18 protein-coding genes, 2 tRNA genes and 1 pseudogene are annotated in these 24,714 nt (G+C 38.8%); 14 read left to right on the top strand and 7 right to left on the bottom strand.

All coding sequences use genetic code 11. The features are described 5' to 3' along the window. Positions 1-5 precede the first annotated feature (5 nt). The 3 genes from pyk (at position 6) to ACH30E_RS07990 (ending at position 4,338) form a co-directional block, all read left to right on the top strand. Entirely contained in the window at positions 6-1,496 is a 1,491-nt protein-coding gene (pyk, locus tag ACH30E_RS08000; RefSeq protein ID WP_294997222.1) for a pyruvate kinase, read from the top strand. 169 nt (positions 1,497-1,665) lie between these two features. Beyond that, a complete protein-coding gene (gene nagB, locus ACH30E_RS07995) occupies positions 1,666-3,627 on the top strand; it encodes a glucosamine-6-phosphate deaminase (RefSeq protein WP_294997220.1) in 1,962 nt (653 codons plus the stop codon). Positions 3,628-3,690: 63 nt separating this feature from the next. Then, entirely contained in the window at positions 3,691-4,338 is a 648-nt protein-coding gene (locus tag ACH30E_RS07990; RefSeq protein ID WP_294997218.1) for a phosphatase PAP2-related protein, read from the top strand. On the opposite strand, the gene ACH30E_RS07985 is transcribed toward ACH30E_RS07990, so the two are convergent. Next, positions 4,335-5,312: a BamA/TamA family outer membrane protein gene (locus ACH30E_RS07985; protein WP_490824380.1), complete on the bottom strand. Its 978-nt coding sequence runs from the start codon at positions 5,310-5,312 to the stop codon at positions 4,335-4,337. The two genes, ACH30E_RS07990 and ACH30E_RS07985, sit on opposite strands and share 4 nt — an antisense overlap. 262 nt (positions 5,313-5,574) lie before the next feature. Between ACH30E_RS07985 and ACH30E_RS07980 the strand changes: the two genes are divergently transcribed. From ACH30E_RS07980 to ACH30E_RS07970, 3 genes are all read left to right on the top strand, one after another. After that, positions 5,575-6,387 (top strand): phytanoyl-CoA dioxygenase family protein, encoded by an 813-nt coding sequence (locus ACH30E_RS07980; RefSeq protein ID WP_294997214.1) that lies wholly within the window; start codon positions 5,575-5,577, stop codon positions 6,385-6,387. A gap of 70 nt (positions 6,388-6,457) precedes the next feature. Further along, positions 6,458-7,234, top strand: coding sequence for an SDR family NAD(P)-dependent oxidoreductase (locus tag ACH30E_RS07975; protein ID WP_490824379.1), 777 nt, complete (start codon positions 6,458-6,460; stop codon positions 7,232-7,234). A gap of 118 nt (positions 7,235-7,352) precedes the next feature. Next, positions 7,353-7,426, top strand: a tRNA-Arg gene (locus ACH30E_RS07970). Between the two features lie 537 nt (positions 7,427-7,963). Here the strand turns inward: ACH30E_RS07970 and ACH30E_RS07965 are convergent. Continuing rightward, a complete protein-coding gene (locus ACH30E_RS07965) occupies positions 7,964-9,679 on the bottom strand; it encodes a M28 family peptidase (RefSeq protein WP_490824378.1) in 1,716 nt (571 codons plus the stop codon). A gap of 254 nt (positions 9,680-9,933) precedes the next feature. Continuing rightward, entirely contained in the window at positions 9,934-10,353 is a 420-nt protein-coding gene (locus tag ACH30E_RS07960; protein WP_490824377.1) for a Dabb family protein, read from the bottom strand. Positions 10,354-10,484: 131 nt separating this feature from the next. On the opposite strand from ACH30E_RS07960, the gene ACH30E_RS07955 reads away from it, so the two are divergent. The 7 genes from ACH30E_RS07955 to ACH30E_RS07925 all read left to right on the top strand — a co-directional run bounded on the left by ACH30E_RS07955 (position 10,485) and on the right by ACH30E_RS07925 (position 18,000). Further along, complete coding sequence (locus ACH30E_RS07955; protein WP_294993758.1) at positions 10,485-11,180, top strand: response regulator transcription factor; 696 nt, start codon at positions 10,485-10,487, stop codon at positions 11,178-11,180. Then, positions 11,180-12,571 (top strand): sensor histidine kinase, encoded by a 1,392-nt coding sequence (locus ACH30E_RS07950; RefSeq protein ID WP_490824376.1) that lies wholly within the window; start codon positions 11,180-11,182, stop codon positions 12,569-12,571. The genes ACH30E_RS07955 and ACH30E_RS07950 overlap by 1 nt, the downstream gene beginning before the upstream one ends. A 249-nt stretch (positions 12,572-12,820) precedes the next feature. Beyond that, positions 12,821-14,203 (top strand): HAD-IB family phosphatase, encoded by a 1,383-nt coding sequence (locus ACH30E_RS07945; protein WP_294993763.1) that lies wholly within the window; start codon positions 12,821-12,823, stop codon positions 14,201-14,203. 68 nt (positions 14,204-14,271) lie between these two features. Further along, a complete protein-coding gene (locus ACH30E_RS07940) occupies positions 14,272-15,135 on the top strand; it encodes a universal stress protein (RefSeq protein ID WP_490824375.1) in 864 nt (287 codons plus the stop codon). Positions 15,136-15,145: 10 nt separating this feature from the next. After that, complete coding sequence (locus tag ACH30E_RS07935) at positions 15,146-16,768, top strand: tetratricopeptide repeat protein (protein WP_294993770.1); 1,623 nt, start codon at positions 15,146-15,148, stop codon at positions 16,766-16,768. Positions 16,769-16,854: 86 nt separating this feature from the next. Next, positions 16,855-17,328: a 23S rRNA (pseudouridine(1915)-N(3))-methyltransferase RlmH gene (locus ACH30E_RS07930; RefSeq protein ID WP_294993773.1), complete on the top strand. Its 474-nt coding sequence runs from the start codon at positions 16,855-16,857 to the stop codon at positions 17,326-17,328. A 33-nt stretch (positions 17,329-17,361) separates the two neighbouring features. Beyond that, a complete protein-coding gene (locus tag ACH30E_RS07925) occupies positions 17,362-18,000 on the top strand; it encodes a rhomboid family intramembrane serine protease (protein ID WP_490824374.1) in 639 nt (212 codons plus the stop codon). Here the strand turns inward: ACH30E_RS07925 and tilS are convergent. The 3 genes from tilS to hutH form a co-directional block, all read right to left on the bottom strand. Continuing rightward, entirely contained in the window at positions 17,988-19,343 is a 1,356-nt protein-coding gene (tilS, locus tag ACH30E_RS07920) for a tRNA lysidine(34) synthetase TilS (RefSeq protein WP_490824373.1), read from the bottom strand. The two genes, ACH30E_RS07925 and tilS, sit on opposite strands and share 13 nt — an antisense overlap. 190 nt (positions 19,344-19,533) lie before the next feature. After that, on the bottom strand, positions 19,534-21,198 hold the full coding sequence (locus ACH30E_RS07915; protein ID WP_490824372.1) for a glutamine--tRNA ligase/YqeY domain fusion protein: 1,665 nt from the start codon (positions 21,196-21,198) through the stop codon (positions 19,534-19,536). Positions 21,199-21,327: 129 nt separating this feature from the next. Next, a complete protein-coding gene (gene hutH / locus ACH30E_RS07910) occupies positions 21,328-22,821 on the bottom strand; it encodes a histidine ammonia-lyase (protein ID WP_490824371.1) in 1,494 nt (497 codons plus the stop codon). 126 nt (positions 22,822-22,947) lie between these two features. Here hutH and ACH30E_RS07905 point away from each other — a divergent pair. Next, positions 22,948-23,021 (top strand) — tRNA-Arg (locus tag ACH30E_RS07905). Positions 23,022-23,757: 736 nt separating this feature from the next. Here ACH30E_RS07905 and ACH30E_RS07900 read toward each other — a convergent pair. Beyond that, positions 23,758-24,531 (bottom strand): annotated as a pseudogene (locus tag ACH30E_RS07900) (recombinase family protein); the annotation flags it as partial. Positions 24,532-24,714: the final 183 nt, after the last annotated feature.

The following is a 24,714-nucleotide window of genomic DNA, read 5'->3' as shown; positions in this document are numbered from 1 at the left end:
CCACAATGTCAAAGAACCTAGACAAGTACCTGCACAAGAATATGGACAAACAAGCAGGACTTGAACACGTAAATCATAAGACAAAGATTGTTGCAACTGTTGGACCTGCATGTGATAGCTATGAGCAATTACTGGCATTGGTGAAAGCGGGTGTAAATGTGTTCCGACTGAACTTTTCACATGGAAGTCATGAAGACAAACAACGCATCATTGAACATATTCGCAATATCAATAAAACACAACCTTATAATATTTCCATTCTTGGCGATTTACAAGGACCGAAACTGCGTGTGGGTGAAATTGAGAACAATGCATTAGATGTAAAAGTGGGCGATATACTCACTTTTACCAATGAAAAATGTATTGGCAATCTTGAAAAAATATATGTCTCCTACCCTAATCTGGCAGGCGATGTGGTTATTGGAAATATCATCATGATTGATGATGGCAAGATTGAAGTTAAAGTAGTCAGCATTGAAAAAAATGGTGACGTTAGAGTAGTGGTAACACTTGGTGGCATACTCTCATCCAAGAAAGGAATCAACCTGCCGGATACCAAAATTTCCTTGCCTGCATTAACAGAAAAGGATTTGATTGACCTTGATTTTATCATTGAACAACAACTTGATTGGGTAGCCCTGAGTTTTGTGCGTAGTGTAAAAGACATCGTTATTCTCAGAAGCAAGCTTACTGAAAAGAAAAGCAAGACGAAGATCATTGCAAAAATCGAAAAACCGGAAGCATTGGTAAATATTCGTGATATCATTATTGAAAGTGATGGTATCATGGTTGCTCGTGGCGACCTGGGTGTTGAACTTCCTGTTGAACAAATACCTCTGATCCAGAAAGAACTGATCCGTAAATGTATACACCGGGCAAAACCAGTTATCGTAGCTACCCAGATGATGGAAAGTATGATAGACAGGGTAAAACCAAACAGAAGTGAAATTACAGACGTAGCTAATGCTGTACTTGAAGGTGCAGATGCTGTAATGCTGAGTGGTGAAACTGCTGCTGGTAACCATCCGGCATTGGTAGTTGAAACCATGCGTAAAATTATCCTGGAGGTAGAGAAAAAAGAATACAGGTATAACAGATCTGAAGACCTAAAACCTCAACCACACTCACCATCTTTCCATAGTGATGCTATTTGCTATAACGCATGTAAGATTTCTGAAGATGTTGCAGCAACAGCATTAGTTGGTATGACACAAAGCGGTTATACCGCATTTATGTTGAGCAGTTACCGTCCGTCTTCCCCACTTTACATTTTCACAAAAGAAAAAACACTGGTAAATCAGTTAAGTCTGAGTTGGGGTGTGCGCGCATTTTATTATGCTGAAGAAGATAGTTTGGATGATATTATTTTCGACCAGATTAATATCCTTAAAGAACGCGGATTTGTAAAAGCCGGAGATGTGGTTGTAAACACGGGTTCAACTCCTGTAGATCAGCATCTTCCAACCAATATTATCAAACTCACTAAGGTTATTTAGTGCCTTTCATAATTTAATTGCACAAAAAGATTCCCCGGTGGGAATCTTTTTTTATTTTGTTACTTCATACATTGGGTTGATTATCAGGTTATTTTCAATATAATTAATCAGAAATACGTGCATTAAAACGCAAAAACAGGCTAAATAGTCCGCATAAAAAAGGTCATATATGCAGGTTTTTGCGTTTTTCGAGAAATCGCTGTATTTTCGTAAAACTAAAGTCATGACAAACATGGTTGACTCTTTTGAAAAGATTCCGGTTAAAATTTACCCTAGCTCTAAGGATGGATCAAAATATGTAGCAGCGGAGATTGCGGCCCTGATAAGGGAAAAACAGCAAGCCGGACAACCCTGCATTCTGGGGCTTGCAACGGGATCTACTCCTATCAGTATGTATGCTGAGTTAGTGCGTATGCATAAAGAAGAAGGACTTAGCTTTTCCAATGTAATCAGTTTTAACCTCGATGAATATTATCCTATTGAAAAAGATGCCTATCAGAGTTATTGGAGTTTTATGCATAGACACCTTTTCAATCATGTAGATATAGATCCCAAAAACATTCATATCCCTGGAGGCGATTGGCCAAAAGATTCGATTAAAAAGCATTGTAGTGAATATGATAAGTTAATAGAAGATTTGGGTGGCATTGATTTACAAATTCTGGGAATTGGTAATAATGGACATATTGGTTTTAACGAACCGGGCTCCAGTATTCATTCTACCACAAGACTTGTAAACCTCGATAATACTACCAGAATTGCCAACGCATACGAATTCCAAAATATTTCGAAAGTGCCTCGTCTGGCAGTTACAATGGGAATTCAGGTAATTATGAGAGCCAAGAGAATATTGCTGATGGGTTGGGGAATGAAAGGGAAAATTGTTGCACGATCTGTGGAAGGAGATGTAACAGAACAAGTGCCAGCTAGTATTCTTCAACAACACAATGATTGCACTTTTGTTATTGACGAAGCTGCATCCGCTGAATTAACCAGGATTAAATCGCCATGGTTAACGGGAGAATGTGAGTGGACGCCTAAAATGATTAAACGTGCGGTCATAAACCTGGCTTTGAAATTGAATAAATCCATTTTGAGTCTTACTGAACTTGATTATAATGAAAATGGTTTATCTGATTTAATTGTAGAAAAAGGAGAAGCTTACGAAATAAATCTGCAGGTTTTCTACATGCTGCGAGATAGCTTAACAGGATGGCCCGGTGGCAAAGCCAACGCAGTAATACCTGCACACCCTGAAAGGAGTAGCCCATATCCAAAAAAATGCCTGATCTTCTCTCCTCACCCGGATGATGATATCATCAGCATGGGCGGCACTTTTATGCGACTGCATGATCAGGGGCATGAAGTACATGTGGCCTATCAGACAAGTGGAAATATTGCTGTCACTGACGAATTTGTAACACGTTTCCTTGATTTTGCCGTTGGATTTGAGGATTTATTCGGCATAGACAATGAGAAGAGTCAACATATCCTCAAATCTGCGAGTAATTTCATTGCATCAAAACAAAAAAATCAGACCGATACCAATGAAATCAGGGCTATTAAGGGTTTGATAAGAAGATGTGAAGCTAAAGCAACCTGCAGGTATGTAGGGTTGCCTGATGACCGCTGGCATTTTATGAACCTGCCATTTTACGAAACAGGCACCATCGACAAAAAACCGATGAGTGAAGCAGATATTGAAATTACCATTGCCCTATTACGCAAATTGCAACCACAACAAATTTATTGTGCCGGCGACCTCGCTGATCCGCATGGAACACATAAAGTTTGCTTAGATATTGTTTTTGAAAGTCTTCGCAGAATTAAAGCCGCCGGAGATAGCTGGGTAAAAGATTGCTGGGTATGGTTGTATAAAGGCGCCTGGCAGGAATGGGATATCGCTGAAATTGAAATGGCAATCCCTATGAGTCCGGATCAGGTAATGAAAAAGCGTTTCGGCATCTTCATACACCAGTCGCAAAAAGACATGGTACCTTTTCAGGGAAGTGATAGCCGCGAATTCTGGCAAAGAGCAGAAGACAGAAATGCAAATACAGCCAATCTTTATGCAGCATTGGGCATGACAAAATATGCCGCAATGGAAGCATTTGTTCGCTGGCATTATTAATTAGCAAAACCATTCCTATAAAACCTCCGTTATAAAACAAAACGGAGGTTTTATATTTGCCGGATGCAGGATAAAGGACATAACCAGCTTTCTATTCAGTCAAATTGGCCTGAAGCATGGCAAAACATGGTTTTCAGGAGAAAGCTTACCATAACTGGTATTATTCTTTTCATTATTATCCTTTGCTTACCGCCCTTCTTTCAATACATAGAGCAAAGAGAAGGCGCCTATATGCACGATCTTGTTTTACAGGCCATCCCAGCAACGGATGTATCCTTACCTACTTTTCTGATTATTTGGGGGATCAGCGGGTTAGTTATTGTAAGAATGATTAAAGACCCGGGATTTGCCTTACTCATGTTATCATCATTCACCCTGCTTTGTATTGCACGAATCGTTAGTATTACGATGGTACCGCTAAACCCGCCTGATGGACTAATCAAACTTAAAGATCCGTTGACCAGTATGATTTATGGGGGGAAGGATAAATTCATAACCAAAGACCTTTTCTTTTCTGGACATACTTCAAATATGTTCCTGATGTGCCTTTGTCTGCCGAAAAAAATGGATAAATACCTGGCATTAATTGCAACCATTATAGTTGGCATTCTTGTACTGGTGCAGCATGTACATTATACGATTGATGTATTGGCTGCATTTCTTTTCACTTATGTAATATACAGGGTAAGTATACGAACAAGCACCTATTAAAATGCTTCTGCCAGTTGAAAATAGAACCCGCTGTTCTGACCTTTTCCAATTCCGTAATCAATCCTAAGGTTTAGTTTTTCAGAGGCATTCAGCGCATAGCGTAGTCCCCCACCAAATGAGTATTTCAGGTTTTGAAAATTTAAGGCATTAATATCATGTGCTACATTGCCGCAACTGGCAAAAGCGACAATGCCGATTTTTTTATATAAATGTCTCCGGTATTCACCCTGAAGCACAAATTGCTGAAGATCTCTAAAGCGGCCCTGATAGTAGCCACGCATGGTATTATCTCCTCCAAAAGCAGCCTGACTTCTCAAAGGCACCGATTTGCCAATATTACCAAATAACCAGGCCTGCGCCGCAAAAACACCTTCCCTGCCAGCAGGCATAAACTTGCGGAAATCAAGTACAAAATTGGTATAGGGAAATTGAGAACCGGTAACCTTACTGAAATGGTTAAAATACCCCTGTGCAAAAAATCCCTTTGTAGGATAAAAAGCATGGTTTCGGCTGTCATATGTGAGGCTAAGTCCAAGACCGGAAACATGGTAATTATACCTTCCATCTATCTGTTGCTGGTCGAATAAACCTCCAGGCTGGTATTTTATATCCCATACTCTTTGGTACTCGTATAATAACCCTCCAAAAAGCCTTGGGGCAATTTTTTTCATAAAATGCAGGTATACGTACATCTGCTTGAATGAATAGTCTTCTGACTTACCGTCCAGTGTATTTTTACCCAATCCCCAGAATTTATCGGGAAATGAACTAAAGGAAACCTGTTCGTTAAATATCCATTTTTCATTATGGAGGTATTGTGTACCTCTAAAAGACGATACCAGTTGCTTTCTTAATGAATACAAAGCGCCAAATTGCAGACTCGAAGTGCGTGATATAGAATCAGTTTTTGAAGCCCGGAATGTATAAGAAGCAGCTCCTCCAAATGCCCAACTTGTTTCGACGGATCGGGTCATGGCTGGGAAAACGACGAGTTTAGGTTTTTTATGGGTGGAATCTTGTGCCCCTACTGTGGAAAAACAGGTCAAAACCAATGCTGATAACCATAATTGCCTGATAATAGGTGTCATATAAATGCAAAATAAGCCGTTGATACCATTATAATGAGAAATCTAGCTATAATTTGCTTATTTTTGTTTGTTTTACAGACCTTGGTGCTTTACAATTTTGTAATAAATAATTAACATTACAGTTATATACTAAACGAACCGGATTCGAATGAAAAAATGGGAAAGTCATTTTAAGCTTGGCGATACGGTAACCCCCGAGCAATTGGATTTTTTTGACAAGCATGGTGTAATCGTGTTTCGCAATTTCCTGGACAAAGAAAAAGTAACCACTTATATTAGTGAGTTACAAAGACTGGAAAAACAGTGGCTTGATGAAAAAAAGGATAAGATCAATGGTATACCTCTGAAGTTTGGAAAAGACGATCAGGGTAATACTACTATTCAACGCCTTTGCTTCAGTTCACTTTACAGCAATGCGCTTCACGATCTTTTGGGAGACGAAAGACTCAAAGCTTTAACGGCATTTCTGCAACCTTATGAAGGTCGCATTGCAGAAAACGAAAAGGATGGTCTTGTAATAAATAATTACATCAATACCCCCAACAGTACATTTACCCAAATGGGATGGCATACAGATAGTCCAAGAGATTTATTCATGGGACAGAAAATTATGCCAATGTTGAACGTAGGTATACACCTTGATACCTGTCCTTTTGAAAATGGTGGATTACGCGTTTTACCAGGTACCCACAAACAGGGTATGTTCAAATTATTATTTGGCAAGAAATATTTCATTGATAATAATGATGACCCAAGAGAAGTTGGGTTTGATATTTTCTCTGGTGATTTATCTGTACATGATGGTCGTTTATGGCATCGTGTGAAACAATCACCAAAATTTGGTGAAGAAAGCCGCAGAAGGGTTATGTATGTGCCAATTGTTACTGGTAAATACAAACCAAAAGATGAAAACAGTAAAACACCGTTTTATCATCGCTTCACTGGCAAAGTACACCACTAATTAAATAGAAAATTTTATTATAAAAGGTCAACTTTGGGTTGACCTTTTTCATTCAAAATAATTCAGCATCATGTATGCATTAGTTACAGGCGCGAGTAAGGGAATTGGGAAGGCGATAGCCATAGAACTTGCTTCAAGAGGTGTAAACCTTTTATTGGTTGCCAGGGATGTTTCCTCGTTGGAACAGCTTAGTGCTACCCTAAAAAAAGCATACCAGGTTGATGTGCAGTTTTTGGGGCTTGATTTATCACAACCCAATGCTGTACAAACCTTACATACCTGGATAGAAACAAATCTATACCGTATAAATATCCTGGTGAATAATGCCGGCTATGGTTTAAGTGGCGCTTTTACAGATTATACCCTCGAAGAGCATACCACAATGATGCAGGTTAATATGCAGGTACCTGTAGCTTTAACCAGCACTCTATTACCCCAGTTAAAAGCAAATCAGCCATCTTATATCCTGAATATAGTAAGCTCTGCAGCCTACCAGTCTGTACCAGGCTTGACCACCTATGCAGCCAGCAAATCGTTTCTGTTAAGTTTTAGCCGTGGTCTCCGGTATGAACTGAGAAATAAGGGAGTCTCTGTGACGGCTGTTAGTCCGGGTTCTACCGACACTGGTTTCGCGACCAGGGCCAAGGTAGGCGCAAAGGGATTAAAAGCAGCCGAGAAGGTAAATATGACACCGGAAGCAGTAGCACGCATTGCCGTAAAAGCCATGTATGCAAGAAAAGCCGAGGTAATTACCGGATTTATAAATCAACTGGGTGCGTTTCTTGTATGGTTATTTCCCAAAAAGCTGGCGGAAAAAACCGCTGCCAGTATTTATGAGCTGGATTAACCAGAAAAAACTACTTATAGTTTGTTAGTTATTGGTTGCAGTCTTATATTTGCAGCCCTGAATAAGGAAATGGCCTTTGTTGTTTAATCAACGCATCTTTAATGGCAAATGTTCATATGGCCTCGTAGCTCAACTGAATAGAGCATCTGACTACGGATCAGAAGGTTTCAGGTTTGAATCCTGACGAGGTCACTCGGAAAAAAGAGTCAATTATTTAAATAATTGACTCTTTTTTTATACTTATCATCTTCAAAAAGTTCTTTCGAAAAAAATACAATGTTATCTCGTTGCTCAATCCGCCTCAAACGGAAGCATCTGAATACGGATCAGAAGGTTTCAGGTTTTCCGCATTAGGAGGATGACGAGGTCACTCAGAAGAAAAAGTTAACTACTAATGCGAATCAAGGGTTGAAATTTCATAGGAGCGGACAATGGAACGCAGATTTATCATGATTATCATGATAGATCATGATAAATCCGTGTTCTATCTAAGCAGCCAAATAAGATTAGATGCTAATATTTTTTAGGAGCCTACATTAATGATTTTAAATGAGTCCTCTATCGATGATTTTTTCATTTTTGGCTGATTTCAACCCTTGATTCGCATTATTAGATGGTTCTTTCTTCTGTTTCTTGCAAAAATGATTTGAAATAACTATAGGCTAATTCCGATTTGTACAGACGATTCTAAACTCAGCTATTTCCGCTGAATCGTTTTTAATAATTTCATTAGTTTATTGTTACCATCAACTCCTTTAACCTATTTGAAACATTCTTTTGGGCAAGTTGAATAAAATTTGAAACATCCATAGGAAAACAAGCAACCTCCTTCATCTTCCCCAATGCATCCATATAAAATTTAGCCCACACTTCCAGAATATGTATTTCCGTTTCTTTATTCCCTCCTTTTTCGATAGCAGTTTTACTAAGAGCAAATTCAATATTTAAGCGTTTAATGGCCGATTGTTCATATTCCTTTATTAAATATTCAACCATCGACTTATTGTTGGCTGTTAATGAATAAGCTGCGACCAATGCAGATACGCCTACATTTTTCATCTCCCACGCAGAAACTTTATCAATCCGATCTGCATCGGTATGATAAAACACATCTGTAAAATGCCACAATAATAATCCCGGAATCTTCGCATTCAGAAAGGGCGTATGATCTGAGCCTCCTTCAAATGGATTTGTTTTTACGACCCAACCATTTGTTGCTGCCTGATCAAGGCAACGGCTCAACATAAAATCATTGAAATAATGCGGTACAATGGCAGATTCCGGTAGTGGACTTCCACCCCATTCTGTATGTTTCTCTTCCCCCCTGGTCCATACAGCGGAAGGGTCTGGCATTTTTTCAATCAGAAAAGTGCCGCCTGTTTTTTTGGTGTCTTCTCCCACCATATCTAAACTCATGCCCCATTTTATTCCCCTGGCCCTTACTGTATCTTCTACAATATATCTCCTGGTTGAGCTTATTTCATCACCCCATAAAAAACTAATCGTACGTGCAGGTATAACGGATTTTTCTTTAACCAACCTGGCAGCTACACTCGCCATTTCTGCAAGGGTTCCCACACCTGATGCATTATCATTAGCCCCTGGCTCCTGCACATGTGCAGAAAATACAAATCGTTCTGTAGGCTTTGCATTTCCCTTTATGTCTGCAACCAAGGTAAGTTCTTCAGCTATGTATGACTTAGTCTCAATTTTCACCCGTAATCTTACTGATCCTTTCGCTAAGGCATTTTTTAGTCTGGCCCTTGCTGCTGTTGACAACAAAATACCGAAACCTTGTTTTTTGGTACTATCAACCTGCGTTATAGATGAAAATTGAATTGAATTCGTATGCTTCTCCGGTTGTGTATAGGAAGGAAGCGAATATCCTATTACACCAATTGTACCTTTTCCTGATACTGCACGATCTACCATAGAAACTGGTTGATCAGCATAAAGAATTTTTCCCTGTAAATCCTGTGTAGCAAGTACATCAGCAGATGTTTTTGGCAAGAACAAAACTTCTGCTTCATAACCTCCTTCAGGAGTTGAAGCAGAATTAATAGCCAGCATATTTCGATTGGTCTTAAAAGAAAGCAAGGGCTCTTTCTCTCCTACTATTTCAACAAGTGCATCAACCGGTTCCCAGGTTTTCCTACGCATGGGTCTTTTCTCGATCCGGTAAGTTAATTTATCATCGGGACTGGCCATGTTTTCCTGAACATATCCGGCATTCAGGAGTATTTTCTCAACATAATAAATACTCTCATTAAATCCACTATTACCCGGCAACCGCCAGCGTTGCTCCACAAAAGCAACTGTTTCAAAAGCACTTTTTTCCTGAAATGCTTTCCTTACCTGTTCATAATATTTCTTTAAGGATGGATTATCCTGAGCAGATACACCCATCCATACTGCTGAAAACAAAAAAATAAATAATACACGCATAGAAATAGTATAAAAAGTAAAAGACCAATTCATAATTTCAATTATTGATTTCGGGGGAAAAACAGCTGCTAACTACTATCTTCTAGCTTTTTTTGCTATTATTTAAAGTAGGATTTTTACAAAACAAATTCGCAAGCATTTTCATTTATTCAAATAATAGCAGAAAACCTAAACCAAGCACCATTCAAGGCTAGCAGCTAGAAGCTAGAAGCTAGCAGCCTATTTTCCAAAAGAGCACTGACTTTGCCCCTCTGTTATTTTGCTGTCACATATATACCCATATCATATACCAACACTTTGGACCACAAATGACTATAGTTCTTTACAAATTCCTGGTGAATCGGATGATCCTGGTAGATTTTTTGTCCCTCCAGGTCCGCAAAAAACATGAGCTCAGAAACATCCCAACTATTATCAACCACATCCCGTTTTTCTGTACTAGCCGGAAAGCCAATATGCAATTGTTGAATAGTAGGAATGGCTTTTAATGTTTCTAGTCCTTCTACCAATTTCAAACGGTCAACGGTTGAACCAGGCTGTTTCAGCCAGAAAAATACATGGTGTACCAAGGTTTTCTCATTTTGATTGAACGAATGTGCAATTGGCATTGTAATAGATCCAATACCAAGTATTGTTGCCTTTTCGATAAAATTACGTCTGGATTGGTCAGTCATAGCAATAAATACGCCTTTTTTGTAAATTTAAGTATTCTGTAAGTCAGAACTCGTACCTGATAAAATTAGAAAATAGAAAAGATTCAGTAAGCTCTATTCACTAAATTGCCGCAGTATTCAATTGTTGAAATATGTCAGAAGAACGCAAATTATTGATCATTGAGGATGAAAAAAAGATTGCTACTACCCTAAAAAAGGGGTTAACAGAAAACGGTTACCATGTTGATCTTGCATTTGATGGCAATATTGGAAAACGTTTGTTCGATTCTAATGAGTATGATTTAATCATCCTTGATATCAACTTGCCGGGCATGAATGGTTTTGAGTTATGTAAGGCCATCCGTAATCATAATCAGCAAATTCCTATTATCATGCTAACGGCCATGAATACCACTGAAGACAAAATTGAAGGCTTCGATACTGGCACAGATGATTATATGATTAAACCCTTTGAGTTTAAGGAATTATTGGTTCGAATAAGGGCATTGTTGAAAAGAACCATGAACCAGCAGTTACCCACTGGAAATATATTAAAGGTTGCAGATCTCGAAATGAACCTTGACACAAAGGAAGTAAGCAGGGCAAACCAGTCTATTACCCTTACCGCTAAAGAGTTTCAATTATTAGAATACTTCATGCGTAACAGAAACAGGGTATTATCAAGATCCGATATTGCAGAAAGGGTTTGGGAAATCGATTTTGATACGCAGACAAACGTGATAGACGTATATGTGAACTATCTGCGTAACAAAATCGACAAAAAATTTGAAACCCGATTAATTCATACCCAGGTTGGAATGGGCTATATCATGAAAGAACCTTATTGATGAAAATTAAGTATCGGATAGCCATATTATTTACCATTCTGGTTACGCTCATCTTATTTTTTGTATGCGCTTCCATATACTATTTTTCGAACCTTAACAGGGAATTAGATTTTAAAAGACGCTTACGCAACAGGGCACTCTCTACCATTAGTCTGCTTGTTAAAGTGGAAGGAATGGATCAGGCCTTATTAAAACGTATCGATGAAAACACACTTATTTCACTGAAGGAAAAAAGTGTGCTAGTGTACGATGGACAAAATAAGGAAATTTATCGGTACAGAGATCAGGGAGCCAACTATGAACGACCAACCCTGACCATTTTACAAAGCGCAAGGGATAAAGGCGAGTACATCTATAGCAGTGGGAGCCGCGACGTGATCGCTGTTGCACTTAAATCCGGTGGTCATCAATATGTTTCAGTTGCGGCGGCCTACGATGATGTTGGTCTGGATAAACTTGAACAGTTGAAATTTATTCTGCTAGTCAGTTTTATCAGCGGTTCGTTGATTACCTTATTAACCGGGTTGATTTTTTCATCCAGACTTGTACGCCCTATTAAAAAAATTACCAATGAAGTAAACGAGATTTCTTCCCAGAATCTTTCCAGAAGAATCTTGTTGACCTCCACAAAAGATGAGTTATACGAACTCTCTTTTACCTTCAACCAATTATTGACCCGCTTACAGGAATCTTTTGAAATACAACGCAGATTTATTGCCAATGCTTCCCATGAGTTATCTACCCCACTTACGTCGATTTCAAGTCAGTTGGAAATAACCCTGCAAAATAACAGGACAGCCGATGAATACCGACAAATCATTCAATCGGTTTATGAAGACGTAAAAAACCTGAACAGGTTAACACGAAGTTTGCTTGAACTAGCGAAAGCAAGTGGAACTTCTGACGGAATGGAATTAACCCTGGTAAGAATAGATGAGTTGTTAATGAGGTTACCGGCAGATATGCATAAAACAAAGAGTCTTTATAAGGTAGAATTGCATTTCGAAACTTTCCCTGAAAATGAAGATAACCTGCTGGTATTTGGAAACGGCGATCTGCTGGAGAGTGCCATTAAAAATGTGGTTTTAAATGCCTGTAAATACTCTAACAATCATACTGCAAATGTAGCCCTCAACTTCTCCGATAACCACTTATATATTGTAATCACGGATAACGGTCCCGGCATAATAAAAGAACACCAGGAAATGATCTTTCAACCCTTTTTCCGAAGTGAAAAAGATTCAAATTCAGAGGGTTTTGGTTTAGGTTTGTCACTGGCTTACAGAATTATAAAATTGCATAAAGGGGATATCTTATATACGGAAGTAATCCCGCATGGCAGCTGCTTCACCATTACCCTGCCTATAGCCAGACATTTTCACCTGATCTAGTCATAGTTTCTCTCCTAAAGCCCTTCTATCCTTTTCTAATCTCATTCTAATCTTGTATTAATCCATGCTTAATAGCACGGTAACATATTGCATGCAAATAATTTAACACTGTTATTATTTGCTCAGGGTTTAGTTTAAAGCCGCTCTTTTCTAAGAGTGGCTTTGTTTTTTTAAGCCATTTTGGCTTTATAATACGCTTCTAATATCATGTTAATGCCTTTCTAAGGCCTCCCTCCGACTTTTGCTTATATGATTACTGTTATAATACCCGCTTTAAATGAAGAGAAAACCATCGCAAGTGTGGTGAAATATTGCTGGTCGAAACCCAATGTTTCTGAAGTGATTGTGGTGGATGATCAATCTTTCGATAATACTGTAAAATTCGCCACGGAGGCTGGTGCTAAAGTAATAACCAGTACTAAAATTGGCAAGGGGGCATCTATGAAAGATGGTATGCTCTGCGCAAGCAATGAAATCATCCTTTTTATTGACGGAGACATTAACCCTTACCCCGATCAAATGATAGAGCAGATGTCATCCCCCCTTATAAACAATGAATACGACTTTGTAAAAGCCACATTTGCCAGAAACAGCGGAAGGGTAACTGAATTGGTAGCCAAGCCATTACTTTCCATGTTTTTCCCCGGGTTATCGCATTATTCGCAACCACTGAGTGGCATGATTGCCGGGAAGAAGCCATTTTTTGAGAAAATCGAATTCTTCAACGATTATGGCGTAGATGTTGGAATTCTTATTGACATGCATACACAACATGCCAGGATAACCGAAATAAATATTGGATATATAGAAAACGATAGTAAGCCTTTACATGAATTGGGGAAAATGAGTAAAGAAGTGGCTAGTGCCATTATTAAAAAAGCATTCTCTCAAAATAGCAAGGCGGTATCGATGGAGGAATTTCAATCTATAAATATAATCAGGGATCAAATGGAAATAGCATTTAGCGAACAATTGAAAGATGCCAAGAAAATGGTGGTATTCGACATGGATGATACCATTCTATTAGGACGATTTGTAGATACTTATGCAAGGCAGTTTGGACTTACAGACGAGTTAGAAGAAATCAGAAAAAAACTCACTGACAGTACCCTCAGAACAAAAGCCATCGCAAAATTATTTAAAGGAAAACATTTTGGTGAATTAATAGATACGGTTAATTCTATAGAAATCATTGAAGACATAAAGGATGTTGTTAATATTTTACATGAAAGAGGCTATGTGGTAGGTATCATTACGGATAGCTATGATTTTGTGGCCAATCATGTAAAACATAAAATCGGTGCAGATTTTTACCTTGCCAATGAGCTTGAGTTTTCTAACAGCATAGCAACCGGCGAAGTAAAAATTCCGTCCTTCTTCTTCCACCACAACAATAGCTCATGCCTGCATACCATTTGTAAATCAAATGCACTGGATCATATTTTGAGAAAATACGATATAGATGAAGGTAATTGTATGGCTATAGGCGATAGTGAGAACGATATCTGCATGGTAAAAAAAGCAGGATTTGGTGTGGCTTTCCGCTCTAAGAATGAATACCTCAAACAAACAGCGGATTTATTGATAGAAGAGCCCAGATTTAATCCAGTATTGGCTTATGCGGTGCACTAGATTCTAATATGCTTTTAATACGAGTTTAATTAAACACTAATTACTGAACTGTAGGTTTGATTTAATAAATGGTGCCATTTAAAAATATATTGATCCCGGTCGACTCTCTTTACAATGCTCAAATTGCGGTTGATAAAGCACTTGAGTTATCTGAAGCCGGTGAAACTACTGTTTACCTGGTAGCCATTATCAAGTATGAATCGTTTTGGCACAAATTGATTTATACCAACACGCAAAAACAACCCAGACTAAACCGAAAAAAGGAGCTGGCCCGAAAAAAATTGGAGACACTGCGTGATAAAATTTATGATTTAGTGCCGCAGATTGTGGTAAAAACAATAGTTATTACTGAAACAACCATCAGCAATAATTTATTGAGGTTTGTGCAGGAGCAGGAAATTGATTTAGTAATCGCTACTAATCAACAACAAAAAACCGGGTTCTCATTTTTTAGGAAAAGTATACATGAAGACCTTTCCGTAAAAGCAAACCTTGCGGTACTCACGGTAACAAAAGGTTGCCTGAACCATCCAATAAAATCGATTGTGTTGCCTGTCACTTCTTTTGTTCCAGAAAGAAAAATACATATGGCACTGGCTTTTTCAAAAAAATTCAATGCACATATACATCTGGTAACCATATTAGACAGCAACGATGTAAATACAAAAATTCGAATAGATGCTTTTTACCTGACCTATAAAATACTATCAGAACTTGGCCATTCACCGCAATACAAAATATTGCACGGAAATGATTCCGATATGTCATTAGTCAGATATGCAAACCAGGTAAAAGCAGATATGATTTTAGTAAACCCGGAAAAGAAAAAAATGATACCAGGTTTTTTCCAGGGAAAAATTACGGATATGATGCAGCCTTTATCGGCATTGCACATCCTCACCTTGAAACCGTATTTAAGAAGAAGCATTTAAAAGGATAGATATGAAAAGAACCATTGTAACAGCAATACTACTGATTGCTGCTGGCAGCTTATTTGCTCAGGATGCAAAATCAGGAGAAACACTGTATCACTATGAAAGATATAACAGTGCCATTCAAACCCTGAAAAAAAGCATCACTGAAAACCCTGCTGATCTAACCAGTTGGTATTGGCTTAGCAAATCGCAACTCGCAGCAGATCAGGCAGACAGTGCTAATTTAACTATTCAGCAATTGCCTCAAACTATTGCAGAACAGCCATTGGCCAAAGTAATTAAAGGAGAGCTCTTATTGAATAAAGGCGATTCCGTTGCTGCCTGGACAATGTTTAATGATGCCATTGGTACAAAAAGAAAGAAAGATCCATTTATACAATGGGCCGTTGCCAGGGCTTTGATTGATGCCCCAAAAGGTAACCTTATTCAAGCACTCAATTTACTGGAAGAAGCCTCAAAAAGAGACAAAAAGAACCCCGCCCATGCGATAGCAGCCGGCGATGCTTATAGGAAATTATATGATGGCTCTTCTGCAGTAAAAGCCTATCAGGAAGCCATTGACTATAATGCAAAACTGGCCTACCCTTACTATATGATTGGTAAAATTTACCAAACACAAAATAATGTATCTGTATTCACAGAATATTTTAATAAAGCGATTGCTGCAGATCCCGATTTTGCGCCTGTCTACTATCCTCTCTACTATTATTACTATTTCAGAGATGTAAATAAGGCAATGGAATACCTGCAAACATATATTGCCAAATCTGATTATACCATTGAGCATGATTATATGCTTACCGATCTATATTATGTTTCAAAAAAATACAATGAAGCCATTCAAACCGCGCAAAAAATCATGGCGAAAGGCGAAGATGCTACCAAGCCTAGACTGTATAAATTACTAGCATATAGTTACGAAGGACTTGAAGATTATACTAACGCGGAAAAATGGATGAAAGACTATTTTTCGAATGAGGCGGACAGTAATTATGTTTCAAAAGATTATGAGCTGATGGCTAAAATTGCCGCCAAAAATGCGCCTGCTACTGCTCCTGAATGGTATGAAAAGGCATTTAAAATAGAAAAGGATTCAATCGCAAGACTTGGATACCTGAAAAACATTACTGCCTTTTATAAAAAGGAAAAAAATTATGCAGAACAGGCCGCCTGGACTGGCGAGCAATATAAGCTCACTAAATCGGCCTTTACCAATGTAGATATTTTTAACTGGGGGGTAGCGTATTATAATGCCAAAGACTATACAATGGCCGACAGCGTTTTTGGTATTTATGCAGAAAAATACCCCGATCAGACTTTTGGATACTACTGGAGAGCCCGTTGTAACGCTGCTATCGATACCGCAATGGAAATGGGCATTGCCATTCCTCACTATGAAGACATGATTGAAGTTGCCTTAAAAGACACCAGCAACGCTAACAATAAAAAGTGGCTGATTCAGGCATATGGATATATCGCAGCATATAGGGTAAATGCAGAAAAGAAATACGACGACGCATTGGCACTTTACGATAAAATTTTAGCCCTCGATCCGGCAAACGACGATGCAGAAAAGTATAAAGAGATATTGGAAAAAATGAAAGCTAGTCAGCCGGATGGAACAAAATAGTGTAGGTTTTTCTCAAGGTTTATAGGTTTAGGGCCGGAGTTCGCAGCTCCGGCCATTTTTTTAAAGGACTGTAGTAACTTTGTCAAATGAAAATGCAACTATGGTCTGTCGGAAAACCGCATGAAACTTATGTAAAATCGGGAATTGAGGATTTCACCAAAAGAATCGGAAACTATTTCCCGGCTCAGTGGCAGATCATTGCACCACCTAAACAGGCTGCTTCCTTAAACGAAACGGCCTTGAAAAAAGCAGAAGCTACACAACTATTATCTCTTTTAGATAAAGACGATTATTTGGTACTACTCGACGAAAGAGGGAAACAATTTAGTTCCACGGAATTAGCTGACTTTATTCAAAAAAGAGCCAATGAAAGTACCCGTAATATTGTATTCCTGATTGGCGGTGCATTTGGGGTAGACCAAAGTATCACCAACCGTGCAAATCTAACCTGGAGCTTATCTAAACTGGTATTTCCGCACATGCTTGTTCGTTTGATTTTAGCGGAACAATTGTACCGTGCCTGTACCATTTTACGAAATGAAAAATACCACCATGTTTAGAGCCTGTTTAGCAGAATTTACTAACTTGGCTCTATGTTAAGCATTACTCTCCTCATCCTTATCGTTACCTGTGTCGTTTCTTTTACCGCATTTTCTAATCAAAAAGTAATCGATGACCTGATATTTTATCCGCCGGCCATTTCAGAACGTAACCAATGGTATCGTTTTGTAACCAATGGATTTATTCATGCCGATATTGCCCACCTGGCATTTAATATGCTTTCCTTATACCTGTTTGGTGATTTTGTAGAAAAATATTTCAATTATTATTTTGAAGAAAAAGGGCGTGCTTTATATTTAGCGATGTACTTAACCGGATTAATCATTTGTCTGGTTCCAACTTATTTGCAACAGAAGCATAATTATCAGTATAGAAGTCTTGGAGCCTCGGGTGCTGTTTCGGCTGTGGTATTTGCCGGCATATTCCTGGATCCTACGATAAAAATCGGGCTCTTTATTTTACCTCCTGTGATCCCAGGGTTTATTTTTGGTCCCTTATACCTCTTTTTATCTGTTTATATGGCTAAAAGAGGTGGCGACAATGTTAATCACTCCGCCCACTTTTGGGGGGCTATCTGGGGTGTTGTGTTTATTATTGTAAGTAGTCTTTTGTTAACCGACTTTAATCCGATCACTAATTTTATTGATGCTGTTGCGGGCTACTTTAAATAAGTAATGCACAAGAAATCAGAGGTTGAATCTGTTATTCGAAAACGGTTATCTATACGCATGCCCAATACCCAAACAATCTTTTTATTGGACTCTAGCACCCATACTTTTTCCTTATCGGTTTTAGATAATTTCAAATCAGCTAAAAAGCGGCTGATCTTTTTTTTCTTGTTCATTCCAAGGGGATAAAAATAATCTCCCTGTTTCCAAGGACGCAGTATTAGAGGGAAGGTGAGTAATGCAGCATTGATGACTGCCTTATCAGGCTCTGCACTAATTGCCGGATTATTGGTTACTGAAAGCTGCAAACTACCCATTGAAAATGCAACCTTATCTGATCCCTTTTCAATGGATATCAATACAGGCTCATAAGTATCGGCCAGTGGTGCAATAATCATCCAGTTACGGTTCTTGATTAAACGGTGTGTAGAAGAATGAATGTAGCTACTATTATCCCCATCTAATAATTTAATCGCTTCAGCGGTTTGAGCTGCACTAAATCCATAGTCTTTCAGCAATTCAAAAGTTATAGTAAAAATCGGATTTGCTTTCTTCCATAATAAAACCGGAATATGCAGCTCCTCTCCTTTTACGGTAACCATCTTTTGAATGATCCCGTTTATAGCATTCCGGTAAATAATATCCGTTTCTTTAAGTCGGGCGATTGTGTGAAGCAAATTACCCTCCACATTCGGAAATATATTTTTTACAGCAGGAATCCATTCATTACGAAAATAATTTCGCGTATAATCACTCTTCAGGTTCGAACTATCTTCTCGATAGGTTAATCCATTCGCTTCTGCATAAGCAACCAGGGTTTCTTTTCTAAAATTGAGTAAGGGTCTGATTAAATCATTTCGACAGTCATCCATTCCTGTCAATCCATTTAACCCTGTTCCGCGAAACAGATGCATGAGTACCGTTTCAATATTATCATCCGCATGGTGAGCCACTGCAATTTTATAGATCTTATCTGGATGTGTTGTTTCAAGAGAAGATTTTATCTCTCTAAACCATTTATAGCGAAGTTCCCGCGCGAGTTCCTGTATAGATAATTTTCTTTCCGCAGCTAATTGCTCTGTATCAAAATGTTTTACTTCGATCTGCTTTCCATACTTAACAGCCAGTTTTCTTACAAATTGTTCATCATCATTACTCTCCTCACCCCTCAATTGAAAATTACAGTGTAGTATGGAAAAATCAATACCTGCATTTGCAACTAAATCTGTCAAAACAACACTATCAACCCCTCCACTTACTGCTAATAGTAAATGTACTTTAGCTGTAGGCAGATGTTGGAATCGCTGTTTCCACCAGTGTAATATAAAGTTTTGAGATAATTGCATTAGGTGCTAGGTGCCAGGTGTTAGGTGTTAGGTGCTAGGTATTAGGAGCTAGGTACTAGGTACTAGGCGTTAGGTGAGGTTAAAAAAAATCATTTCTTATTTCTTATTCCTTATTTCTTATTCCTTATTTCTTATTCCATATTTCTTATTTCTTATTCCTTATTTCTTATTCCTTATTTTCCCGCTCCTCTTAACTACCTTTTTTCTGCTCCTTGGCCCAGGTGTCTTTTAAGGTTACGGTTCTGTTGAAAACCAATTTTTCAGGGGTACTGTCTTTATCGAGACAGAAATACCCTTTGCGTAAAAACTGGTATCGGTCATCAGAAGAATCCTTTGCCAGCGCAGGTTCCGCGAATGCATTGGCTACAATTTCCAAGGAATCTGTATTGATATGATCTTTAAAATCTCCTTCTGCATTACCAACATCTTCTACTTTGAACAGACGATCATAAAGTCGTACTTCAGCTTTTACGGCATGTTTGGCACTTACCCAGTGTAGGGTACCTTTAACATTGATACCGGAAGTATCTTCTCCACTTTTACTTTCGGGAATATAAGTACAATGCAAGGCTGTTATTTTACCACTTTCGTCTTTTACAACTTCATCACAACGGATGATGTATGCACTTTTTAATCGAACCATTTGTCCGGGCGCAAGCCTGAAATACTTTTTGGTGGGTACTTCCATGAAGTCATCCTGCTCAATGTATAATTCATTAGAGAAAGGTATTTCTCTGCTACCTGCATTGGCATCTTCAGGATTATTTTCACTGCTTAACATTTCTGTTTCACCATTATGATTGGTGATGATCACTTTCAAAGGATCGAAAACAACCATTCGACGAACAGCAATTTTATTAAGGTGTTCCCTTACGCAAAATTCCAACAAACCAACATCGATCAGGTTATCTCTTTTTGCTATTCCTATACGATCACAGAAATCACGAATAGCAGGAGCCGTATACCCTCTTCTGCGCATACCACTGATGGTAGACATCCGAGGATCATCCCACCCATTTACATAATTTTCGTTAACAAGTTGAAGCAGTTTACGCTTACTCATAACGGTATAGGTCATGTTAAGGCGCGCAAACTCATATTGTTTGGAAGGAAAAATATCAAGTTGTTCAATAAACCAGTTATAGAGATCCCTATGTGGTATAAATTCCAGTGTACAAACAGAGTGCGTGATATTTTCGATAGCATCACTCTGTCCATGTGCAAAATCATACATTGGATAAATGCACCACTTACTGCCTGTACGGTGGTGATCGGCGTGTTTGATACGATAGATAATAGGATCACGCATGTGCATATTTACGTGTCCCATATCAATTTTAGCTCGTAATACTTTCTCACCGTCTTTATATTTACCTGCCTTCATTTCTGCAAACAGGTGACTGTTTTCTGCTATACTTCTGTCGCGAAATGGACTATTAGTGCCGGGTTGGGTTGGCGTACCTTTTTGTGCGGCGATGGCTTCGCTGCTACTATCGTCGACATAGGCCAGTCCTTTTTCGATTAGTTTTACTGCAAAACCATATAATTGCTCAAAATAATCGGATGCATAACGTTCTTCCGCCCATTGAAAACCAAGCCAGCGAACATCATCTTTTATACTTTCTACATATTCGGTATCTTCTGTAACAGGATTGGTATCATCGAAACGAAGATTGGTTTTTCCGCCATATTTAAGGGCCAAACCGAAGTTCAGGCAGATGCTTTTTGCATGGCCTATATGTAAATAACCATTGGGTTCTGGGGGGAAACGGGTTACAATAGAGCTATATTTCCCTGATTTCAGGTCTGCTTCTACGATTTCTTCAATAAAATTCAGGCTTTTTTCTTCTGACATACTACGCTATTAGGGGCACAAAGTTAAGGCTTGTGCACTAACCTCGTTTCTGTTGTTGTGACGATTTAGCCACAGATTCACAGATATTCATTCAAAATCTGTGAATCTGTGGCTAAAATACCATCTTACCTATACGCCATAACTATTTACAAAGTCAATCGCCATCTTCATATCATCATGCAAAACGCGATCCTGTTCATTAAAACTTACCTTTTCACGGAAAGCCTGTACTATTTTTTCTACAGCAGTACTACTTTTTTGAGGACGTCGGAAATCCAGGGCCTGGGCAGCGCTCAGCAATTCGATGGCCAATAGTTTTTCAACATTTTGAATTACCCGGTAACATTTTGTGGCAGCATTGGCACCCATACTCACATGATCTTCCTGGTTATTTGAAGACGAAATACTATCTACAGATGCCGGGGTACAGAGTTGTTTGTTTTCACTTACAATTCCGGCAGCAGTGTACTGGGGAATCATAAAGCCGGAATGCAGGCCTGGGTCTTTAACCAGGAATAACGGTAAGCCACGCTGACCACTAATAAGCTGGTAAGTTCGTCTTTCAGCGATATTGCCTATTTCACTCATAGCAATTGCCAGATAATCTAGAGATAAAGCAAGGGGTTGCCCGTGGAAATTGCCCCCGCTGAGTATCATATCTTCTTCGGGGAAAATATTGGGATTATCTGTTACGGCGTTTATTTCACGAAGAAAGACGGACAAAATATGTTTAAAAGCATCTTTGGAAGCACCGTGCACCTGGGGAATGCAACGAAATGAGTATGGGTCCTGAACCTGTTCTTTTTTAAGTTGTGCTATTTCGCTATCTGCCAGATAATTGCGCAGTTTATTGGCAGTATCTATCTGCCCCTCATGTGCCCGTATAGCATGAATCCGTTCATTAAGCGGTTCTGTAGTACAGGCAAATGCATCAAATGAAACTGCGCTGATCAGGTCAGCCATTTCCAACAGGTGTTCTGCTTTCTTTAAACAATACATCCCATAGGCACTCATAAACTGGGTGCCATTTATGAGGGCCAATCCTTCTTTACTTTGTAATTGAATAGGCTTCCAGTTAAGTTGTTCAAGCGCTCTAGCAGACGGCATACGCTCGCCTTTGAAATATACTTCTCCTAATCCTATTAAAGGCAGGCTTAAATGACTTAATGGAGCCAGATCACCAGATGCACCAAGTGATCCCTGGGTATAGATAACTGGTAACACATCGTTATTATACATTTCCATGAGTCGTTTTACCGTGTCTATCTGCACCCCACTATGACCATAACTGAGCGATTTAATTTTTAGCATCAGCATCAGTTTCACAATATCATGGGGCACTTCTTCACCGAGGCCACAGGCGTGTGAGACGAGCAGGTTATATTGTAGCTGACCTATCTGGCCTGCATCTATTTTTACATTTTGGAGAAACCCAAAACCGGTATTAATACCATAATAGGAACGGTCTTTTTCGGCCATTTTACGGTCGAGGTACTCCCTGCAGGCGAGGATACGTTCATGGGCATCGAAAGTGATAGAAATATGCTGGTTAAAGTCTAACAGGTTCTTCACCTGGCTGAAATGCAGCCATTTTTGGTCTAAGGGGAGATAATTATAACTCATGAAAGCAATCCTTTGCTACAAAGTAAGGGGATTTGGGGTTTGAAAAAGAGTATTGAGCTTCTTTTGATCGGTTACGATTTTTTCCTTTATTTTGCGCCTCTGAAATGGATGAATCTATTCATTTTAGGACCGGTAGCTCAGCTGGATAGAGCAACTGCCTTCTAAGCAGTAGGTCATTGGTTCGAATCCAATCCGGTTCACCCAAGTGGATAAATCGATTTTCTTATCGGTTTGTCCACTTTTTTTTTCTCCAAAACCCTCCCCCATATTGAATATTAGCTGAACTGCTTCGTTCACTTTTGTGGTTCGAAAATCCGAACCTTCAAAAACCAATTTTTCAGGAAATATCGAACCAACGACCTTTCTGCGGTTAGAAATAGTTCCATTCTCAAAAATCTCATTCAAATTAGACAGGTTATGAATCGCTTTTCGTATTTGATCACTGATATTAATCCGTTTCTTGGAAAGCTCGAAAATTTCAGCTTCCAGTCGTTCTATTTCAGTTTCACACCCTTTCCTTACTTCGTGGTAATCTGTCTTATCAATTTCATCAATAATAAATTTGCCTCTTGCCTTATTTATCTGATCCTGTAATTCCGAAACACGGGTATTCAATTTTTGTATCTCAATATTATTTGAAGATGAATTTTTCTTAAACAAGTCATTGACAACTTCAGCATAGATGTCTGCCATTCCAGGTTTAGGAATGAACTTTTTTAATTCAGAACTAAATTTTTCGTTTACTTCCAGTGCCTTAAATCTTATTCCGCATTTACTATTACAATGGTAGTAATGACTATAAGATGACCTGCCTTTTGAAGAACTGGCAGTAAGACTTTTTCTGCAACGGGGACACTCCAAATATCCACGCAGGAAAAACCTCTCAGGAGTTTCTCCACTGGTTTTTCTAACCCGTTTGCCCCCATTTAATCTATCCTGAACATCAATAAAAAGTTTCTCAGAAATAATTGGATCATGATTACCCTTGACGATACAATCCGGCTCATCCTTGTAGCCCCTTAGAAAAATCTTACCATAATAGGCCGGGTTCCGCAATACGTTCCAAAAATGATTCTTACCACAGCTCAACCCCTTTTCTTTTGCTAACCTATATACTTCTTCAATATGGAGCTGACGGTTTACAATCGTTTCAAATGCCCATTTAATAATTTCAGCTTTTGGAGGATCGACAGCTATGTATTTTTTCCCTTCCGGTGTGGTTCTGTTAAGATATCCTATTGGAGCTCCATTCATATACCTACCTTCTTTAACTGCCCTTCGCATACCATAACGAACATTTAATGAACGTCTGTCATTTTCTACTTCAGGAGCTGTCAGGTAAATGCCCAACATGATCTTGTTTTCAGGAATATCAAGGTCTAAGGGTTGTTCAATAGCACTGGGTTCAACACCTAATTTGCGAAGAAGATTAATCATCTGGAAAGCATCCGCTGCATTTCTGCTGAAACGATCCCATTTGGTAAATAAAATCTGTTGGACTTGCCCACGTTTGGATCGGTAGGATTCCAATATCTTTTTCCACGCTGGTCTCAGAAATGTCTTGGCAGAAAAATCCTCGTAAATAACGTCGCGGATCTGGATATTCTTGTAAGCACAATACTTACGTAATCTTTCTTCCTGATCTCTTTGGGAATACCCTTTTTCGGCTTGCTCATCCGTGCTCACCCGGATGTATAAATCTGCCCTCATTTTCTACGATTTGATGTAAAGATATAGAGGCCAAATTGGCAAGGAATGATAGAATTATCTCCGCCTCGGATAAGGTAACAAAATTACCATTTTTAGCTAAAATTTCCATAACCTTTTCAGGGGTCATGTAGATAAAGTTTCCCATAAAATTCACTTTTCATACTCACAAAAAAACCGGCAAAA

Source organism: Sediminibacterium sp. FW305-C-61 (assembly GCF_058231065.1).
The sequence above is the reverse complement of the archived record's forward strand: the minus strand, read 5'-3'. Positions and strand labels throughout refer to the sequence as shown.

Bases quoted from the DNA above. Each gene is read 5' to 3' on its own strand.
- pyk (WP_294997222.1), top strand. From the start codon at position 6: ATGTCAAAGAACCTAGACAAGTACCTGCACAAGAATATGGACAAACAA.
- nagB (WP_294997220.1), top strand. From the start codon at position 1,666: ATGCAGGTTTTTGCGTTTTTCGAGAAATCGCTGTATTTTCGTAAAACT.
- ACH30E_RS07990 (WP_294997218.1), top strand. From the start codon at position 3,691: ATGCAGGATAAAGGACATAACCAGCTTTCTATTCAGTCAAATTGGCCT.
- ACH30E_RS07985 (WP_490824380.1), bottom strand. From the start codon at position 5,312: ATGACCCGATCCGTCGAAACAAGTTGGGCATTTGGAGGAGCTGCTTCT.
- ACH30E_RS07980 (WP_294997214.1), top strand. From the start codon at position 5,575: ATGAAAAAATGGGAAAGTCATTTTAAGCTTGGCGATACGGTAACCCCC.
- ACH30E_RS07975 (WP_490824379.1), top strand. From the start codon at position 6,458: ATGTATGCATTAGTTACAGGCGCGAGTAAGGGAATTGGGAAGGCGATA.
- ACH30E_RS07965 (WP_490824378.1), bottom strand. From the start codon at position 9,679: ATGCGTGTATTATTTATTTTTTTGTTTTCAGCAGTATGGATGGGTGTA.
- ACH30E_RS07960 (WP_490824377.1), bottom strand. From the start codon at position 10,353: ATGACTGACCAATCCAGACGTAATTTTATCGAAAAGGCAACAATACTT.
- ACH30E_RS07955 (WP_294993758.1), top strand. From the start codon at position 10,485: ATGTCAGAAGAACGCAAATTATTGATCATTGAGGATGAAAAAAAGATT.
- ACH30E_RS07950 (WP_490824376.1), top strand. From the start codon at position 11,180: ATGAAAATTAAGTATCGGATAGCCATATTATTTACCATTCTGGTTACG.
- ACH30E_RS07945 (WP_294993763.1), top strand. From the start codon at position 12,821: ATGATTACTGTTATAATACCCGCTTTAAATGAAGAGAAAACCATCGCA.
- ACH30E_RS07940 (WP_490824375.1), top strand. From the start codon at position 14,272: ATGGTGCCATTTAAAAATATATTGATCCCGGTCGACTCTCTTTACAAT.
- ACH30E_RS07935 (WP_294993770.1), top strand. From the start codon at position 15,146: ATGAAAAGAACCATTGTAACAGCAATACTACTGATTGCTGCTGGCAGC.
- ACH30E_RS07930 (WP_294993773.1), top strand. From the start codon at position 16,855: ATGAAAATGCAACTATGGTCTGTCGGAAAACCGCATGAAACTTATGTA.
- ACH30E_RS07925 (WP_490824374.1), top strand. From the start codon at position 17,362: ATGTTAAGCATTACTCTCCTCATCCTTATCGTTACCTGTGTCGTTTCT.
- tilS (WP_490824373.1), bottom strand. From the start codon at position 19,343: ATGCAATTATCTCAAAACTTTATATTACACTGGTGGAAACAGCGATTC.
- ACH30E_RS07915 (WP_490824372.1), bottom strand. From the start codon at position 21,198: ATGTCAGAAGAAAAAAGCCTGAATTTTATTGAAGAAATCGTAGAAGCA.
- hutH (WP_490824371.1), bottom strand. From the start codon at position 22,821: ATGAGTTATAATTATCTCCCCTTAGACCAAAAATGGCTGCATTTCAGC.